The sequence below is a fragment of the Parahoeflea halophila genome, from assembly GCF_900220985.1.
In the GTDB taxonomy this organism is placed as follows: domain Bacteria; phylum Pseudomonadota; class Alphaproteobacteria; order Rhizobiales; family Rhizobiaceae; genus Hoeflea; species Hoeflea halophila.
This window is the reverse complement of sequence record NZ_OCPC01000001.1, coordinates 1392142-1407340: the sequence shown is the minus strand read 5'-3', so window position 1 is coordinate 1407340 and position 15199 is coordinate 1392142. Positions and strand designations below refer to the sequence as shown.

Genomic DNA, 15199 nt, shown 5'->3' with positions numbered 1-15199 from the left:
GCCTGCAAGTGCCAGGATTATTTCTTGATCCAGCCGGACCAGCGGTCCTCGTTGGCGTTCATCCAGTCGGCAACGACTTCGGAGACGGTCTTGCCGTTCAGATCGACCTCGGTGATCATCTTGCCCATCTCGTCATTGTCGATGGTAAAGGCCTTGATCGCGTCATAGGCGCCGGGCCACTTTTCCTTCACGCCAGCCCAGCCGACTTTCCAGATTTCGCCAAACGGCTTGCCGCAGTCATAGGCCATGTCGGGATTGATGCCGGTTGACGCGTCATTGTAGCACTCGGACGAGTATTCCGGGAATTCGACCCAGGCGCCTTCATACTTGGCCGGGGCCCAGTGCGGTGCGTAGATCCAAAGCATGATCGGCGCCTTGCGCTGGTAGGCGCTTTCAAGTTCGGCAAAGAGCGCTGCATCGGTACCGGCATGGATGACCTCGAAAGGCAGCTCGAGCGCCTCGACGCGTTCGTCGTCAAAGCCACCCCAGGTGACGGGTCCGCCAAGATAGCGCCCCTTGGGTGCGGTTTCCGCCGTCGAGAAGGCTTCGGCGCAGGCCTCGTCTTTCAGCGCTTCCCAGTTTGGCAGGCCCGGGCATTGCTCGGTCATGTAAGACGGGTACCACCACTCTTCCTTGGCCTTCATGCCGGTGGGGCCGAAATTCTCCACCTTTCCGGTAGCCGTGGCTGCATCCATGGCTTCACGGCCTGTGGTTTCCCACATCTCCATCGCGACATGAAGATCGCCGGATTCAAGCCCTGCGAACTGGGCCAGGTAATCGGCCTGGACATATTCAATCGAGTAGCCGGCCTTCTTGAGCACTTCGCCCATGATTTCAGTGGTGATCAGCTGACCGGTCCAATCGTGGAGTGTCAGTTTGATCGGGTCTGTGGATTCCTGTGCTGCCACCGGAGCTGCAATGGCCATGCACGAAGCGCTCGAAATGACGAGTGCTGCGGTCAATTGCCTGAAGCTGCGGCCGGAAAAGAGATTGGCTGAATGCATGTCGAGCCTCCTGTTCACCCTGTTGTGTCCCACATTCCGGCGCCATCGCTGACAGCCCGACACGGCCGCCGGCAGCGCACCCGTGCGCGACTTGTTAACCTCTTGATCCCACACCACGGTTCCGGCCTTGTCAATCAATTCTGTGGTTTTTTATTGCTTTAGTGCCCGAAAGCTTGGTTTTGATTGATTGACAGGCGGTGATCGCCTAAAAATGAAGCAGAGCAAATAAGGCGTATTCGATGCTGTCCAAACGTCACACCGAGATCATGCGGATATTGGCTGATGAGGGCACAGTCACGATTTCAGGGCTCGCGGCACGGCTGGGGGTCTCGCTCGAAACCGTGCGCCGTGATGTGCGTCCGCTGACGGAAAACGGATCGGTGCTCAAGATCCACGGCGCGGTTGGACTTGCGGGCCAAGTGGGGGAAGCGCCGTTTCAGCGGCGCATGCGCGAGAATGCCGAGGCCAAGCGACGGATCGCGCGCGAGATGGCGCAGCTGATCCGTGATGGTGATTCCGTGATGCTGGATACGGGAACCACCACAAGCTTTGTGGCGCGCGAGCTGCTTGGGCATCGCAGGCTTACTGTCGTCACCAATTCCTCGGATATCGCCCGGACGCTGGCGACCGTGAACGGCAACAAGGTCTACATGGCCGGTGGTGAACTCCGAAGCGATTCAGGCGCAGCATTCGGGGTGTCGGCGATCGAGTTCATCGCCAAGTTCTCGGTCACCCACGCGATCATCTCTGCCGGTGCAATCGACGCCGGGGTAGGGGTGATGGATTTTGATCTGGAGGAGGCCGAATTTGCCCGGATGATGCTGTCACGCGGGGCGCAGAGCTTTGTGGTAACGGATCGTACAAAGTTCGGCCGCCGCGGTCTGGTGCAGGTGGCGGGATTTGAAGCTATCGATCACGTGGTGACCGATGAGCCGGTGTCCCCCGAGATCGCCGCTGCCTTCGCGGAGGCGGGTACTCGCCTGATCATCGGTGGCGCGCCTACTGCGACGAACCAACCTGTCGATGGTGAATGAAGCCACCCTTGGGTGGCTTCATGTTGCGGCTGGGTCGGTTAGCGCCGGATGATCATCTCTTCCGGACCGTAGGGGAAGTTGGTGATGTTTTCGGCCCCGGTTTCGGTGACGATAAAGATATCGTGCTCGCGGTAGCCGCCGGCGCCGGGCATGCCCTCCGGGATCATGATCATCGGCTCCATCGAGACGACCATGCCCGGCTCGAGCACGGTGTCGACATCCTCCCGAAGTTCCACCCCGGCTTCACGGCCATAGTAATGGGAGAGGACGCCGAAGGAGTGGCCATAGCCGAAGGATCTGTATTTCAGGAGATCCCAATTGCGGTACATGTCGTTGAGCTCAAGCGCGATGTCCGAGCATTTCATGCCTGGCCCGATCAAGTCGGAGCCGGCCTTCATCACCGCGCAGTTCTTCTGCCACAGATCGAGATGGGCGTCGGAGGCTTCTTCGCAGAACAGGGTACGTTCGATGGCCGTGTAGTAGCCAAAGATCATCGGGAAGCAGTTGAGCGAGAGAATGTCACCGCGGGCGACCTTCTTGTTGGTGACCGGGTTATGCGCCCCGTCGGTCATGATGCCTGACTGGAACCAGGTCCAGGTGTCCATCAGCTCGACAAAGGGAAAGCTCTTGCCGATCTCTCGCACCATGGCCTGTGTTGAGGCGAGCGCTACTTCGTATTCCGGCACGCCTTCGGCAATGGCTTCCATCACAGCACGGGCGCCGACATTGCATATCCGTGTGCCTTCGCGGATCAGCGCGTGCTCCTCGGCTGATTTCATCGTCCGCATCCACATCGAGGCTTCGGCGACATCAACGAACTCGACACCGGGGAAAGCATCGCCGAGCAGCTTCCGAAACTCCAGCGAAACATGGTCGAACTCGATGCCGACACGTCGGGCACCGGCCGGGATAAGAGATTTCAGCGCGGTGAAGAAATTGTCCCGGCGCCAGTCCGAGTAGATGATGTTGTCACCGTGGCTACGCCGCCATGGCTGGCCGCCATCTATCCCGGCAGAAACGGTTGTGGCGTTGTCCTGGGTGAGAACGAAGCCGTACTTGCGGCCGAAATAGCAGTAGAGAAAACCCGAATAGTAGCAGATGCCGTGATAGGAGGTGAAAACCGCCGCATCAATTTGATGAGCCGCGAGGTGGGCGCGCATGGCATTCTGGCGCCGGTCCATCTCCGATGCCGAGAACGGCGAATATTCCTTGTCACCATTCTTCCATTGGAAGACGTGCAGCATGTCGTCGGTGCTGGTGAGATTTTTCATTGTGAGGATCGCTTCAATTGGGCCTGATGGCCCGCGACCCTATTGCCGCGGACGTTGGCCTGGCCGGGAAGTGAAACCGGCCATCTCCTTATAGGCTTTCGGTGAAGCCCGGTCGCTCCCGCAATTGACATGGTCTTGCCGGTTCACGACGTGGTTCGCCGGTTCGGTTCAGCCCGGAGTAAGGCCCCTGAGGCGTTCCGAACGGCGTCTGAGCAGTTCGAGAACCGTAAGCAGGACGATGGAAATTGCCACCATCAAAGTCGCAACCGCGAGGATGGTTGGAGATATCTGCTCACGCAAGCCGGTGAACATCTGCCAGGGCAGGGTCTTCTGCGACGCAGAGCCGAGGAAGAGAACTACGACCACTTCATCGAACGAGGTGATGAACGCAAACAGGGCGCCCGAGACCACGCCCGGGATGATGAGCGGCATCTGCACCTTGAAGAATGTGCGCACCGGGTCGGCGCCCATCGAGGCCGAAGCGCGCGTCAGCGACCGGTCAAAGCCAACCAGCGTTGCTGTCACGGTGATGATGACGAAGGGTGTGCCGAGGGCCGCATGTGCCATGACGACACCCAGATAAGTGCCCTGGAGTCCGATACGGGAATAGAAGAAATACATGCCGGCCGCGGAGATGATCAGCGGCACGATCATCGGCGAAATCAGGATCGCCATGATTGCGGACTTGAAGGGCACATGGCTCTGGCTGAGGCCGATCGCTGCCAGTGTGCCAAAAGCGGTCGCCAGCAGGGTGGCGACGGGAGCAATGGTGATGGAATTGTACAGCGCCTGCTGCCAGTCGGGATTGGTGAAGAAGTCCTGATAGTGCTTGAACGAATAGCCTTCGGGATCAAGCGCAAGCATCTTGGGCGTGAAGGTGAAGAAATCCTCAGCGTTGAAGGACAACGGCACGATGACGATGATCGGGAAGATCAGGAAGAAAAAGATCAGGCCGCAGATTGCCCGGAATGTGTAGTGCCAAGCAATCTGGGTCTTGGATGCGTAGGGTGGTAGTGCAGACATGATGGCTCCCTCAACCCAGCTTCACATTGTCGATGCCGACGATCTTGTCGTAGAGGTAGAACAGCAGCATCACCAGCGCCAGCAGGATGGTTCCCAGCGCTGCGGCAAGGCCCCAGTTCAGCGATGACGAGATGTGGTAGGCGATCCGGTTCGAGATGAAGATACCGCTCGTGCCTCCGACCAGCTCCGGGGTGATGTAGTAGCCGATGGACAGGATGAAGACGAGGATCGCGCCGGCGCCGATGCCTGGCACGGTCTGCGGGAAATACACCCGCCAGAAGGCCGTCCAGTCGTTGGCGCCAAGGCTCTTGGCGGCGCGAACGTAATAGGGCGCGATGGTTTTCATCACCGAGAACAGCGGCAGGATCATGAACGGCAACAGGATGTGGGTCATGGCGATGATGGTGCCGGTCTGGTTGTTGATCATGACCAGCCGGTTGGCATCGTCGATCAGTCTGATCCAGACCAGGAAATCGTTGATCACCCCCTGTTGCTGCAACAGCACCTTCCAGGCCGATGTTCGCACCAGAAGCGACGTCCAGAAGGGCAGCAACACAAGTATCATCAGCATGTTGGAAGTCTTGAGCGGCAGATGCGCCAACAGATAGGCAATCGGAAAACCGAGCAGCAGGCAGGAGATCGTGATGGCGATCGACATGGTCAGGGTGCGGCCGAACAGCATGAGATAAACGCGCTCGTTTTCAGGCTTCAACTCAATGCCTTCGGACGTCCGTTCGGCATCCGCTGCACTGAGGAAATATCCTGCCGTGTAGGGTGCGGAAAATCTCCGGATCACACGCCAGGTCTCGAGATCTCCCCAGTCCTTGTCAGCGGCAATGAACTGGGCCTTGTAATCCCCCTCGTCCATGCGCTTGATTCTGCGTCCGGTCTTGCGGAACAGGCCGGACATGCCGGAACTCTCATAGTTCAGCCGTGAACCGAGCCTGGTATGGATGCGCTCGGCGACGGCTATCTGGAGATCGTCATGGAGCGCCTTGAAGACGGCTTCGTCGGGCAGTTGGTCGTATTCCGGGTCCCATTGCGCCAGGGCCTCTACTGTCCGCGGAATGGTGTCTTCGACAATGTTGTTTTCAACGGACCGGAACAGCATGTCAGCGATCGGTGCGACAAATGTCAGAAGGATAAAGAGCAGAAGCGGCGCAATCAGCAGGAAAGAGCGCAGCTTTTCGCGCCTGAGGGCTTTCGCGAGCCGCTGCTTCAAAGGGGTTCCATCAGCGGCACGCATGATCCCGTCATCGGGCATTGTTCCGTTTGACACATGGTCTTCGTTGGTGCTGCTCATGGAATACCTTCGCCTTGTACTTGAGGCTGGATGCGGCGGCGAACCGCCGCATCCGAGGGATTGGTTCGAGGCTTACTGCGCCAGCCAGGCCTGGAACTTGGCGTCCAGATCGTCGCGGTTGTCAGCCCACCATTCGTAATTGTAGAGGAAGGTGTTCTTCGCATTGGCCGGGTCGGTCGGCATGTGCGGACCCATCTCGATGCCGAGTTCGGCATGCTTGCCGACCAGCGGAGCCGACGACTGACGGGCCGGGCCGTAGGAGATGTACTTGGCCTGGTCGGCCAGACGCTGCGTGTCTGTTGCGAACTTGACGTAGTGCTTGGCCCGGTTCAGACGCTCTTCCGAAAGTCCTGTCGGGATTATCCAGCCGTCAAGGTCGAACACCTGGGCGTCCCACAGCATCTTGACTGGCTGGTCCTGCTCTTCGATGACCGAGAACAGGCGGCCATTGTAGGTCGAGCCCATGACCACTTCGCCGTCGGCAAGAAGCTGCGGCGTTTCCGCGCCAGCGGACCACCATACGACCTGGTCCTTGATGGTTGCGAGCTTGGCCAAGGCCTGCGCTACGCCTTCTTCAGTTTCCAGAACGTTGTAAACGTCGTCCTTGGCGACACCGTCACACAGTAGGGCCCATTCCAGATTGTTGATCGGGCGCTTCTCGAGCGAACGCTTGCCCGGGAAGTTCTCCAGATCGAACACGGCACAGATGTCGGTCGGCTCCTTGCCGTTCCATTCGGCTACATCCGAGCGATAGCCGAATGTGGTCGAATAGACGATCTGCGGAATGAAGCATTCGGAGACCAGCAGGTCGCCAAAATCTTCCGATGCGGGTGTGCCGTCCGGCGCAGCTGCAAGATCGCTATCCGGATCGATGACTTCCGCAAGACCTTCATCGCAGAGGCGGATCGCGTCGGAGGCGACAACGTCCACAACGTCCCAGGTGACGTTGCCGGCTTCGTTCATGGCGCGCAGCTTGGCAACGGCTTCGTTGGACGATTCGTCATTGACGATCTTGACGCCGGTCAGCGCCGAGTAGGGCTCGCTGTAAGCCTTGATCTGGGAATTGGAGTAGGCGCCGCCCCAGGAGACGATCGTCATTTCGTCGGCGCAGTTGTCACAGGGCTCCAGCTCCTCGGACGTAACCGGAACGGTGAATGCAACACTGGCGGCAGCCGCCATGAGCAAAGTTTTCATTTTCATCATGTTCTCCCTTTTGATGGAGGTCGGACAGGTTGTTACCCGTCACAACCATGCATGCCGGTCTGTGTCGGATCCGGCAAATCTGGATTCATTCGACGACGTCAAGCGCCTTGCAGTCGCCCGCAGCCCATCCGATCTGGACGATGTCGCCCTTGGCGATCTTCCTGCGTTCGCCGCGATTTCGGACCTTCACGACGAATTCCTTGTTGTCGGCCACATTCATCCGCACGCGGATGTGGTCGCCGAGATAGATCAGCTCTTCGATCTTGCCGTCGACCATGTTGTCCATCTGGTTTTCCGGCTGCAGTTCGACCCGCTCGGGTCGCAACGACAGGGTCGTCTTGCCGCCAACGCCGGTAATGTTGACCGGATCTGCCCTGAGCTTGATGCCTCCGGCCACTTCGACCGTGCATTCCGAACCACTGACTTCGGTGACTGTGCCGTTGAGTTTGTTGTTTTCGCCGATGAACTGCGCAACGAAGGAATTCTGCGGGCTTTCATAGAGCACATCGGGAGCCGACAGCTGCTGAATGACGCCGTCGTTGAACACCGCGACCCGGTCCGACATGGTCAGGGCTTCGGTCTGGTCGTGGGTCACATAAACAATCGTGACACCAAGATGCTCGTGGATATGCTTGATCTCGTACTGCATCTGCTCGCGCAACTGCTTGTCGAGCGCGCCCAGCGGCTCATCCATCAGCACGAGTTCCGGATCGAACACGAGCGCCCGCGCCACGGCGACGCGTTGCTGCTGGCCGCCGGAAAGCTGCGCCGGCCTGCGGGAGCCGAAGGTGCCAAGCTCGACCATGTCGAGCGCGCGATTGACCTTCGCCTCCTGCTCGGACTTGCTCATGCCACGTACCTGGAGCGGAAAGGCGAGGTTCTCGGCCACCGACATGTGCGGGAACAAAGCATAGTTCTGAAAAACCATGCCGATGCCGCGCTTGTGCGGCGGGACATTGTTGATCGGATTGTCGTTAAGATAGATTTCGCCGTGGGTGGCTGGTTCAAAACCGGCCAGCATCATCAGGCAGGTGGTTTTTCCGGAACCGGACGGCCCGAGCATTGTCAGGAACTCGCCTCGGGCGATATCGAGATTGAGGTTCTTTACGACGAGTGTTTCACCATCGTAACTCTTTTGCACGCTTTCATACCGTACGGCTGCGCCACGGTTTTCGCTCATGAGGTCCCCTGCCTGTTGCCGCCCTTCTTCGTGGATGGGCGTTGTCTTTAGGTCTGCCCCTATGAAAACGACTGTGACCACCGCTTGTAAAGACAAAAATGCCATTTTCGGGAGGATAATGCCAAAACGTTCGAAAGTTGCTCAAAACGCTGGGTGAAAAGACTATATGCCTGTCAGGCGGGGTGCCTTTCGGTCAATTGTCCTGTCTCATTCGCTGTCAACGACACGCCCGGTACGGCATGAAATGACCTTACCCGCTAGAATGTGGCAGGAGTGTCTTCACGCTGCTCGATGGTTGTCCTGTGCGCTGCTCGGCGTGACACCGTTCGAAACGGTCTTCCTGTTCGAAACGCAATACCTAATTGCCGTATCCGGCCCTTTTCATCTCGCGGGTGGTCAGCGCCTGAGCGTTGCGCAGGGCTTCGTCGATCGACATCTTCCCGGCCAGTGCGGCGGAGAATTGCTGGCCGACGGCTGTGGCAATGAGCTGAAATTCGGGGATGGAAACGAACTGAATTCCGACATACGGCACCTCGTCGACAGTGGGGTCCAGGGGGTTGGAGCCGTTGATGCTGTCAAGCGTCATTCTGGCAAAGGGAAGCTTGGCATATTCAGGATTTTGGTAAAGCGAAGTGCGCGTGCCTGGAGGTACATTGGCCCAGCCATGCTTCGCTGCGACAAGCGCATGATAATCCTTCGAAGTCGCCCATTCGATGAATTTCTTGGCGGCGTCGACCTTCGGCGAACTGGCCGGGATGGCAAGCGCCCAGGCCCAAAGCCAGTTGCTGCGCTTGCCCAGACCATTGTCCGGCGCAAGCGCAAAGCCGACCTTGTCGGCGACCCGGGATGTCGCAGGATCCGTGACAAAGGACGCCGCCACGGTTGCATCGATCCATATCCCGCACTTGCCGTCCTGGAAAAGGGCCAGGTTCTCGTTGAAGCCGTTTTGCGCGGCGCCGGGAGGGCCGGCTTCATTGAGTACGTCGATGTAGTAGGACAGCGTCTGCTTCCACTCCGGGGTGTCGAACTGCGCATTCCATTCCATGTCAAACCATCTTGCACCAAACGAGTTGGCTGTTGCAGTGAGCAAGGCAATATTTTCGCCCCAACCGGGCTTGCCGCGCAGACAAATACCGTTGATGCCGGCCTGCCGGTCAGTCATCGCACGGGCGGCCTCGCCTATGAACTCCCAGTCCGGTGTATGCGGCATGGTCAGGCCTGCCTCTTTCATCAAATCCGTCCGGTAGATCACCATGGAGGATTCACCGTAGAATGGGGCAGCATAGAGCTTGCCGTCGACGCTCAGCCCGTCACGAATGGGCGGAAGAAGATCCTCGATGTCGTAGGACGCTGGTAAATCTTCGAGCGATACCAGCCATCCCTGTTTGCCCCAGATCGGAACCTCGTAGGTGCCAATCGTCATGACGTCATATCGTCCACTGCCCGATGCGATGTCGCTGGTGACCTGGCGCCGGAGCGTGCTCTCGTCGAGCGTCACCCACTGCAGGTCTATGTCCGGGTTCATGCGCGTGAAGTCGCCCGTAAGCTTTTGCATGCGGATCATGTCGCCATTGTTGACGGTTGCGATGGTAAGTGTTTCCGCCGTGGCGGCGGCCGACCCGATCATCGACATTCCTGCGACCAGAAGTGCGTTGGCAAATCTCATTGCTGAATTCCTGTCCACTCGAAAGAGGCGTGTGCCTGTATACCCGCTAACGCACCAATGCTGTTTCCGTGATAAAGAGCCTGCCTTCCCCAAAACTTTGCCAAGCTACGCGATGCTTTCCATCAAATGTCCCTTTTTGTTGGCTGTTTAGCAAGGGCACATAAGCGGCGCTGCTCGACCCTTGCTCAATTTCCGTGGGTCCATGGCAGGTATTGCCGTTTGACCAGCAAGGCGGAGGATGGCCTCACCGAATGATTTCGAACGCCGGGGCGGTGCTCCGAACACAGTCTGTTCGTTGCAAAAAGGGGTTTGTCCGGCGCCAATTGACGGCTGATGGCGTGACTGTCAGGAGGAAGCCAGATTCTCAACGGATTTGGTGTGTTTTTCGAGACCCTCGGTAAACTCCGCAACCAGTGAGCGGACGACTTCCTTGTTGGCTTCCTTGGTGCTGGCACCCCCGGCCGTTGCGGTTTCGTGAACCGTGCGTTGCCGGTCAGCGCTGGTACCATTTTCGACGATCCGCCGGGCTGCCTGAACCTCGGCCCAACAGCCAAGCGCCTCTGCGTCCTCGCGCACCATCTCGATGATCTCCTCAAGAAGTTCGGCAAAGACAACAACCTCACCTCGCGCAAAATCAATCATTCCTTTCGAGATACCGTAGCGCTGGGCGCGCCAGCGATTCTCGCCGACCAGAAACCGGTCGTAGATGCGCCAGCGCTGATTGCTCAGCCGCAGCCGCCAAAGCATGTGCATGATGGACTGTGTCAGCGCGACAATGGCAAGCGCATCGTCCAGTCTCGGCGAGACATCGCAAATGCGCGCCTCCAGGGTCGGGAAGCGGGCGGACGGGCGAAGGTCCCACCAGATCTTGGAGCTGTCCTCGATCAGGCCGCTGTCGATGATGACCTGGACCGAGCGTTCATATTCCGACCACGAAGAGAACCGTGGCGGCAGGCCTGTTCTTGGCATGTTGTCGAAAACGGTCAGCCTGTAGGCGTTGAGCCCGGTATCATCGCCTTTCCAATAGGGCGACGAGGTCGACAAGGCGAGAAGATGAGGCAGGAAATAGGGAAACTGAGCCATCAGATCGATGCGGGTCTCGTCGTCATCGATGCCGACATGCACATGCATTCCGCAAATCAGCATGCGGCGGGCAACTCCACCAAGGTCGCGCTCAAGTGCGCGGTATCGCGGTTTGTCGGTAAAGTGCTGCTTGTGCCAGTCGGCGAAGGGATGGCAGGACACTGCAAGCGGCGCCAGGCCATGCCGGCCGGCGACCTCAGCGATAACGGTACGCAAACGCGCCAGATCAGCGCCAGCTTCGGCGACGGTCCTGCAGACCCCCGTACCGACTTCGATCTGGCATTGCAGAAATTCCGGACTGACTTGGTCTCCCAGCTCAGAGGCGCATTCCCGCATCAGGCTTTCCGGTGCGGCTGCGAGATCAAGGCTCTCACTGTCGACAAGCAAATACTCTTCTTCGACACCGAGGGTGAAGCTGGGTTGGCGGTAGCTCATGAATGGATTTGACCTTGAAAAGGCTGCGTGTGCAAGCCGGGTTGCAATCGGGGTTGCCTCTCAAACCCCGTATTAAGGTGAAGGTTCCATCTGCGAGGAAGGGTGGCCTACAGCAAATCTCGAGGCTGATCGCCGCGGAAAAACGCATCGAGATTGTCGAGCGCCCGGAAGCCCATGGCGTCGCGGGTGCGCCGCGTGGCGCTGCCGATATGGGGCAGCATGAAGATGTTGCGGTGCGCTGCGAAAGTTGGGTTCCCGCCCGGTTCGGTGGCAAAACAATCAAGACCGGCTGCAGCAAGGCGGCCACTGCTGAGCGCTTCAAGCAGTGCTGCTTCGTCTACCAGCGCGCCCCGCGCGGTGTTGACGAAGACAGCGCCTTCGGGCAGTTGCGCAAAGCGTTCGGCGTTCATCAGGCCTGTTGTCTCTGGCGTTGCCGGGCCATGCAGGGACAGGAAATCGGAAACCGGCAAAAGACTGTCGACCGAGCTGTGATAGGTCGCGCCGATTTCCTGGTCGGCGGGCAGGCGGGACCGATTGTAGTAATGGATTTCCATGTCAAAACCGCGCGCCTTGCGAGCGAATGCCTGACCGACCCGCCCCATGCCGACGATGCCAAGACGTGCGCCTGTTACCTGTTTGCCGACCATGAAGGACGGGCTCCAGAAATCCCACCGGCCCGAGCGGACCAGATGGTCTCCCTCTACGGCATGTCGTGCCGCACCGAGCATCAGCAGCATGGCGATTTCGGCTGTGGCGTCGGAGAGAACGTCGGGGGTGTTGGTGACGGCTATACCCCGGGCCTTCAGGGCGGGCAGATCGCAATGGTCGACGCCGACGGAATGGTTGGCGATGATCTTGAGGTGCGGATCGAGCCTTTCCACGATATCTGCGCTGAAGCGCTCTGAGTGGCAGGGGATGATCGCATCGACCTTTGCACTCATGGCCACGATCTCGTCGTCGCTGCTAAGACTGTCGTCGAGATTGATGATGGTGTCGTAGTCCCGTTTCGCCCGCTCAAGCGTCGCGTCGGATAGCTTGCGGGTGATCCACAGTTTCGGCCTGGTCATGGTTTGCGCCTGCGCACGCATTCATCCCAGAAGTCATAGATGGCCATTGCCAGCACGACAATGATGATCACCATGAACGGAAATCCGCCCCAGAATCCTGCAAAGCCGGTGGAGATGCTGTGCGACAGGCCTACCACGAAGATGACGAGCAGCGCGGTTCCGATGAAGCCGGCAATCAGTTTGACTGTGTAGGGCATGGTTTTCTCCTTTGCTGGCGTTCAAGCGGCTCCCTCGGCCAGTCTCGTCTGGAGCCAGCTAGCGGTTCTGAGAAGCCGGTCATCCTTTTCGGCCGGCCCGATCAGTTGCACGCCTATGGGCAGATCGTTGTCACCGACCAGCAGCGGCAGGGTGATCGTTGGAAGGCCCGCGAGCGTCCACAATGTGCAAAAGATTGGATCTCCGGTGCCCTGGTCAAAGAGCGGCGCTTCGCCGGCAGCGCTCGGCGCGACAATGGCGTCGAATTCGACAAAGAAATCGGCGAAGAACTTTTCCGCCGATGCCTTGACCGCCAGGGCGTCTTCGTACCGGGCCGTGCTGATCTTGCGGCCGCGCTCGACAACGGTTTGCAGCACCGGGCTTAGCTTACCCCAGTGTGCGTCGAAACTCTCGTTGAGATGCATGCAGATTTCGTACTCATGGATGGTGGCCTGTACCGAGACCAGCCCGGTCATGGTGTCGGCCGGCTGCAATCTCGAAACCCGTTTGCCAAGCGTTTCGGCCACCGCTTCCAGGCCCTCGCGGGCGTCGCCAGCCAGGCGGTCGTGAAAGGGCATGTCAAAGAAGGCAAAATCGGGGTCCACCGGGGCCGTTTCCGCAGCACCCCGGGCCATGGCGGGCCGGGGCCTTGGGACGCTTGCCGGGTCGGTCTGGTCGTAGCTGCTGATGGCATCGGTGAGCAGGGCGGCATCTTCGAGCGAACGGGCGAAGACGCCGACCTGGTCTAGCGAGGCCGAGGTCTGCAGGATGCCACGACGCGAGATGATGCCCCTGGTCGGCTTGAATCCATAGACACCGCAGAAGGAGGCAGGACGAATAACGGAACCGTTGGTCTGGGTGCCGATGGCCAGCGGCACGTGATGGGCTGCCACGGCTGCGGCGGATCCGCTGGACGAGCCACCAGGCGTGCGATCCGGATTGTGCGGATTGCGGGTGCGGCTGGGATTGAGGAACGCCAGCTCCGTCGTCACCGTTTTTCCCATGATCACAGCGCCGGCTTCCCGCAGCCGTTCAACGATGGCGGCATCGGCATCGGGCTGTCTGCCAGCAAAGATCGGGGTGCCCCGTTCGGTCGGCATGCCGGCGGTGTCGACGATGTCCTTGAGGCCGACAGGAACACCGTGCAGGGCGCCGATGGCAAAGCCTGAGCGACGGACCCGGTCCAGTTCGGCGGCCTGCTCCAGAGCCTGCTCGGGATCGAGATGAGACCATGCTCCGATCAAGGAGTCGCTCTGCTCGATCCGGGCAAGGCATGCCTTGACCAGATCGACGGAACTCAGCAGCCCTTGCCTGATCTGGCTGGCGGCCTGCCGGGCTGTCAGTGATGCAGGATCCTGTTTCACGGGACGTAGGTCCCGAAGAGATAGTCGGGGAACCAGAGTGCAATGCCGGGGAACTGGTACATGATTGCCATGGTCAGGATTACGATGCCGAGATAAGGCATGATGCCACGGAAGATCTCCATGAGTTCGATCTGCTTCTTGAGCACACCTTTGAGATAGTAGGCCGACATGGCCATGGGCGGGGTCAGGAACGAGGTTTGAAGATTGAGCGCCACCAGCATGGCGAAGAAGTAGGGATTGACCCCGAAAACCTCGAGCAGCGGCAGGAAGATCGGCACGAAGATGATCAGGATCTCCGACCATTCGAGCGGCCAGCCGAGCAGGAAAATGATGATCTGGGCCAGGATGAGGAATTGCCAGGGCTCAAGGTCCATGCCTCCGACCCAATGGGCGATGATGTCGTGGCCACCGAGATAGGAGAACACCGAGGCAAAGGTCCACGAACCGATGAAGAGCCAGCACACCATGGCTGTTGCCTTGGCGGTCAGAAAGACGCTCTCCTTGAGTTTCTTCCATGTCATCGACCGGTAGAGCAGCGCCAGAACGATGCCGCCTAGTGCGCCCATTGCGGCAGCCTCGGCAGGTGTCGCAAGCCCGCCGAGGATCGAACCCAGCACCAGCGCGATCAGGACCGTGAGCGGAACGAAGCTGACGAGCAGATTCCAGTAAATCTCGCGGGGCGGCGGGACGTCATCCATCTTGGGCTTCGGGGCCAGTCCGGGAGTGGCCCAGACCCTTGCCATGACATAGACAATATAGAGGCCCGCCAGCAGCAGGCCCGGAAACACCGCAGCCGCATACAGCCGCAGCGGCGACAGATCGGCGATCGCGGAGTAGACGATCAGCATGATGGACGGCGGAATAAGAATGCCGAGCGTTCCACCGGCGCAAATCACGCCCGAAGCAAAACTCTTGTTGTAGTTGGCGTTGGCCATGGCCGGGAAGGCCAGAAGGCCCATCAGGGTGACTACGGCACCAACGATGCCGGATGCGGTCGAGAAGACCGCGCAAGTGAGTAGGGCTGCAATCGCAAGGCTGCCCGGCAGGTTGCGCGCGGCCAAGTACAGCGAGAAGAACAGCTTGTCGACGATGTTGGCGCGTTCCACCACATATCCCATAAACAGGAACAGCGGGATGGCAACGAGGGTAGGGTTCTCCATCACCGAATAGGTGTTCTGATTGAGCAGATAGAAGATGTTGTTGTTGAAAATGTCGGTGAAGGTCTCGATCGGCTGACCCTGGTGATAGGCGTAGTAGCCAAAGGCGACACCCATGGCCAGGAGGGTGAAGGCGATCGGAAACCCCAGCAGGACCAGCACGATAAACAAGCCAAGCATCAGCAGGGCGACTTCGGGATTTGTCATCTCTCAC

The 15199-nt window shown here is 59.2% G+C and carries 13 protein-coding genes; 1 reads left to right on the top strand and 12 read right to left on the bottom strand.

What is annotated here, in order from left to right; translation table 11 throughout:
• Positions 1–17 precede the first annotated feature (17 nt).
• Entirely contained in the window at positions 18–1004 is a 987-nt protein-coding gene (locus CRO46_RS06600) for an ABC transporter substrate-binding protein (RefSeq protein ID WP_210421484.1), read from the bottom strand.
• 239 nt (positions 1005–1243) lie between these two features.
• Between CRO46_RS06600 and CRO46_RS06595 the strand changes: the two genes are divergently transcribed.
• Entirely contained in the window at positions 1244–2038 is a 795-nt protein-coding gene (locus CRO46_RS06595; RefSeq protein ID WP_097106122.1) for a DeoR/GlpR family DNA-binding transcription regulator, read from the top strand.
• 38 nt (positions 2039–2076) lie between these two features.
• Here the strand turns inward: CRO46_RS06595 and CRO46_RS06590 are convergent, their stop codons facing one another.
• From CRO46_RS06590 to CRO46_RS06540, 11 genes are all read right to left on the bottom strand, one after another.
• On the bottom strand, positions 2077–3309 hold the full coding sequence (locus tag CRO46_RS06590; protein WP_097106120.1) for a M24 family metallopeptidase: 1233 nt from the start codon (positions 3307–3309) through the stop codon (positions 2077–2079).
• A 168-nt stretch (positions 3310–3477) separates the two neighbouring features.
• Entirely contained in the window at positions 3478–4332 is an 855-nt protein-coding gene (locus CRO46_RS06585; RefSeq protein ID WP_097106118.1) for an ABC transporter permease, read from the bottom strand.
• 10 nt (positions 4333–4342) lie between these two features.
• On the bottom strand, positions 4343–5635 hold the full coding sequence (locus tag CRO46_RS06580) for an ABC transporter permease (RefSeq protein WP_244577782.1): 1293 nt from the start codon (positions 5633–5635) through the stop codon (positions 4343–4345).
• A gap of 72 nt (positions 5636–5707) precedes the next feature.
• Positions 5708–6733 carry an extracellular solute-binding protein gene (locus CRO46_RS06575; RefSeq protein WP_425479236.1) on the bottom strand — a complete coding sequence of 342 codons (1026 nt, stop codon included), beginning with the start codon at positions 6731–6733 and terminating at the stop codon, positions 5708–5710.
• A gap of 190 nt (positions 6734–6923) precedes the next feature.
• A complete protein-coding gene (locus tag CRO46_RS06570) occupies positions 6924–8018 on the bottom strand; it encodes an ABC transporter ATP-binding protein (RefSeq protein WP_097106115.1) in 1095 nt (364 codons plus the stop codon).
• A gap of 358 nt (positions 8019–8376) precedes the next feature.
• A complete protein-coding gene (locus tag CRO46_RS06565; RefSeq protein ID WP_210421483.1) occupies positions 8377–9684 on the bottom strand; it encodes an ABC transporter substrate-binding protein in 1308 nt (435 codons plus the stop codon).
• A gap of 345 nt (positions 9685–10029) precedes the next feature.
• A complete protein-coding gene (locus CRO46_RS06560) occupies positions 10030–11202 on the bottom strand; it encodes a carboxylate-amine ligase (RefSeq protein ID WP_097106113.1) in 1173 nt (390 codons plus the stop codon).
• Between the two features lie 107 nt (positions 11203–11309).
• Positions 11310–12269 carry a 2-hydroxyacid dehydrogenase gene (locus CRO46_RS06555; RefSeq protein WP_097106111.1) on the bottom strand — a complete coding sequence of 320 codons (960 nt, stop codon included), beginning with the start codon at positions 12267–12269 and terminating at the stop codon, positions 11310–11312.
• On the bottom strand, positions 12266–12466 hold the full coding sequence (locus CRO46_RS06550) for a hypothetical protein (protein ID WP_097106109.1): 201 nt from the start codon (positions 12464–12466) through the stop codon (positions 12266–12268). Before CRO46_RS06550 ends, CRO46_RS06555 begins: the two co-directional genes overlap by 4 nt.
• Positions 12467–12487: 21 nt before the next feature.
• The gene (locus CRO46_RS06545) at positions 12488–13828 is read right to left on the bottom strand and encodes an amidase (RefSeq protein ID WP_097106108.1); all 1341 of its coding nucleotides are present in this window, start codon (positions 13826–13828) and stop codon (positions 12488–12490) included.
• Positions 13825–15192: a TRAP transporter large permease gene (locus CRO46_RS06540; protein ID WP_097106106.1), complete on the bottom strand. Its 1368-nt coding sequence runs from the start codon at positions 15190–15192 to the stop codon at positions 13825–13827. Before CRO46_RS06540 ends, CRO46_RS06545 begins: the two co-directional genes overlap by 4 nt.
• Between the last annotated feature and the right edge of the window lie 7 nt (positions 15193–15199).

What these genes read in the sequence shown, in the direction of transcription:
- CRO46_RS06600 (WP_210421484.1), bottom strand. Translation starts at nt 1,004, where the DNA reads ATGCATTCAGCCAATCTCTTTTCCGGCCGCAGCTTCAGGCAATTGACC.
- CRO46_RS06595 (WP_097106122.1), top strand. Translation starts at nt 1,244, where the DNA reads ATGCTGTCCAAACGTCACACCGAGATCATGCGGATATTGGCTGATGAG.
- CRO46_RS06590 (WP_097106120.1), bottom strand. Translation starts at nt 3,309, where the DNA reads ATGAAAAATCTCACCAGCACCGACGACATGCTGCACGTCTTCCAATGG.
- CRO46_RS06585 (WP_097106118.1), bottom strand. Translation starts at nt 4,332, where the DNA reads ATGTCTGCACTACCACCCTACGCATCCAAGACCCAGATTGCTTGGCAC.
- CRO46_RS06580 (WP_244577782.1), bottom strand. Translation starts at nt 5,635, where the DNA reads ATGAGCAGCACCAACGAAGACCATGTGTCAAACGGAACAATGCCCGAT.
- CRO46_RS06575 (WP_425479236.1), bottom strand. Translation starts at nt 6,733, where the DNA reads ATGACGATCGTCTCCTGGGGCGGCGCCTACTCCAATTCCCAGATCAAG.
- CRO46_RS06570 (WP_097106115.1), bottom strand. Translation starts at nt 8,018, where the DNA reads ATGAGCGAAAACCGTGGCGCAGCCGTACGGTATGAAAGCGTGCAAAAG.
- CRO46_RS06565 (WP_210421483.1), bottom strand. Translation starts at nt 9,684, where the DNA reads ATGAGATTTGCCAACGCACTTCTGGTCGCAGGAATGTCGATGATCGGG.
- CRO46_RS06560 (WP_097106113.1), bottom strand. Translation starts at nt 11,202, where the DNA reads ATGAGCTACCGCCAACCCAGCTTCACCCTCGGTGTCGAAGAAGAGTAT.
- CRO46_RS06555 (WP_097106111.1), bottom strand. Translation starts at nt 12,269, where the DNA reads ATGACCAGGCCGAAACTGTGGATCACCCGCAAGCTATCCGACGCGACG.
- CRO46_RS06550 (WP_097106109.1), bottom strand. Translation starts at nt 12,466, where the DNA reads ATGCCCTACACAGTCAAACTGATTGCCGGCTTCATCGGAACCGCGCTG.
- CRO46_RS06540 (WP_097106106.1), bottom strand. Translation starts at nt 15,192, where the DNA reads ATGACAAATCCCGAAGTCGCCCTGCTGATGCTTGGCTTGTTTATCGTG.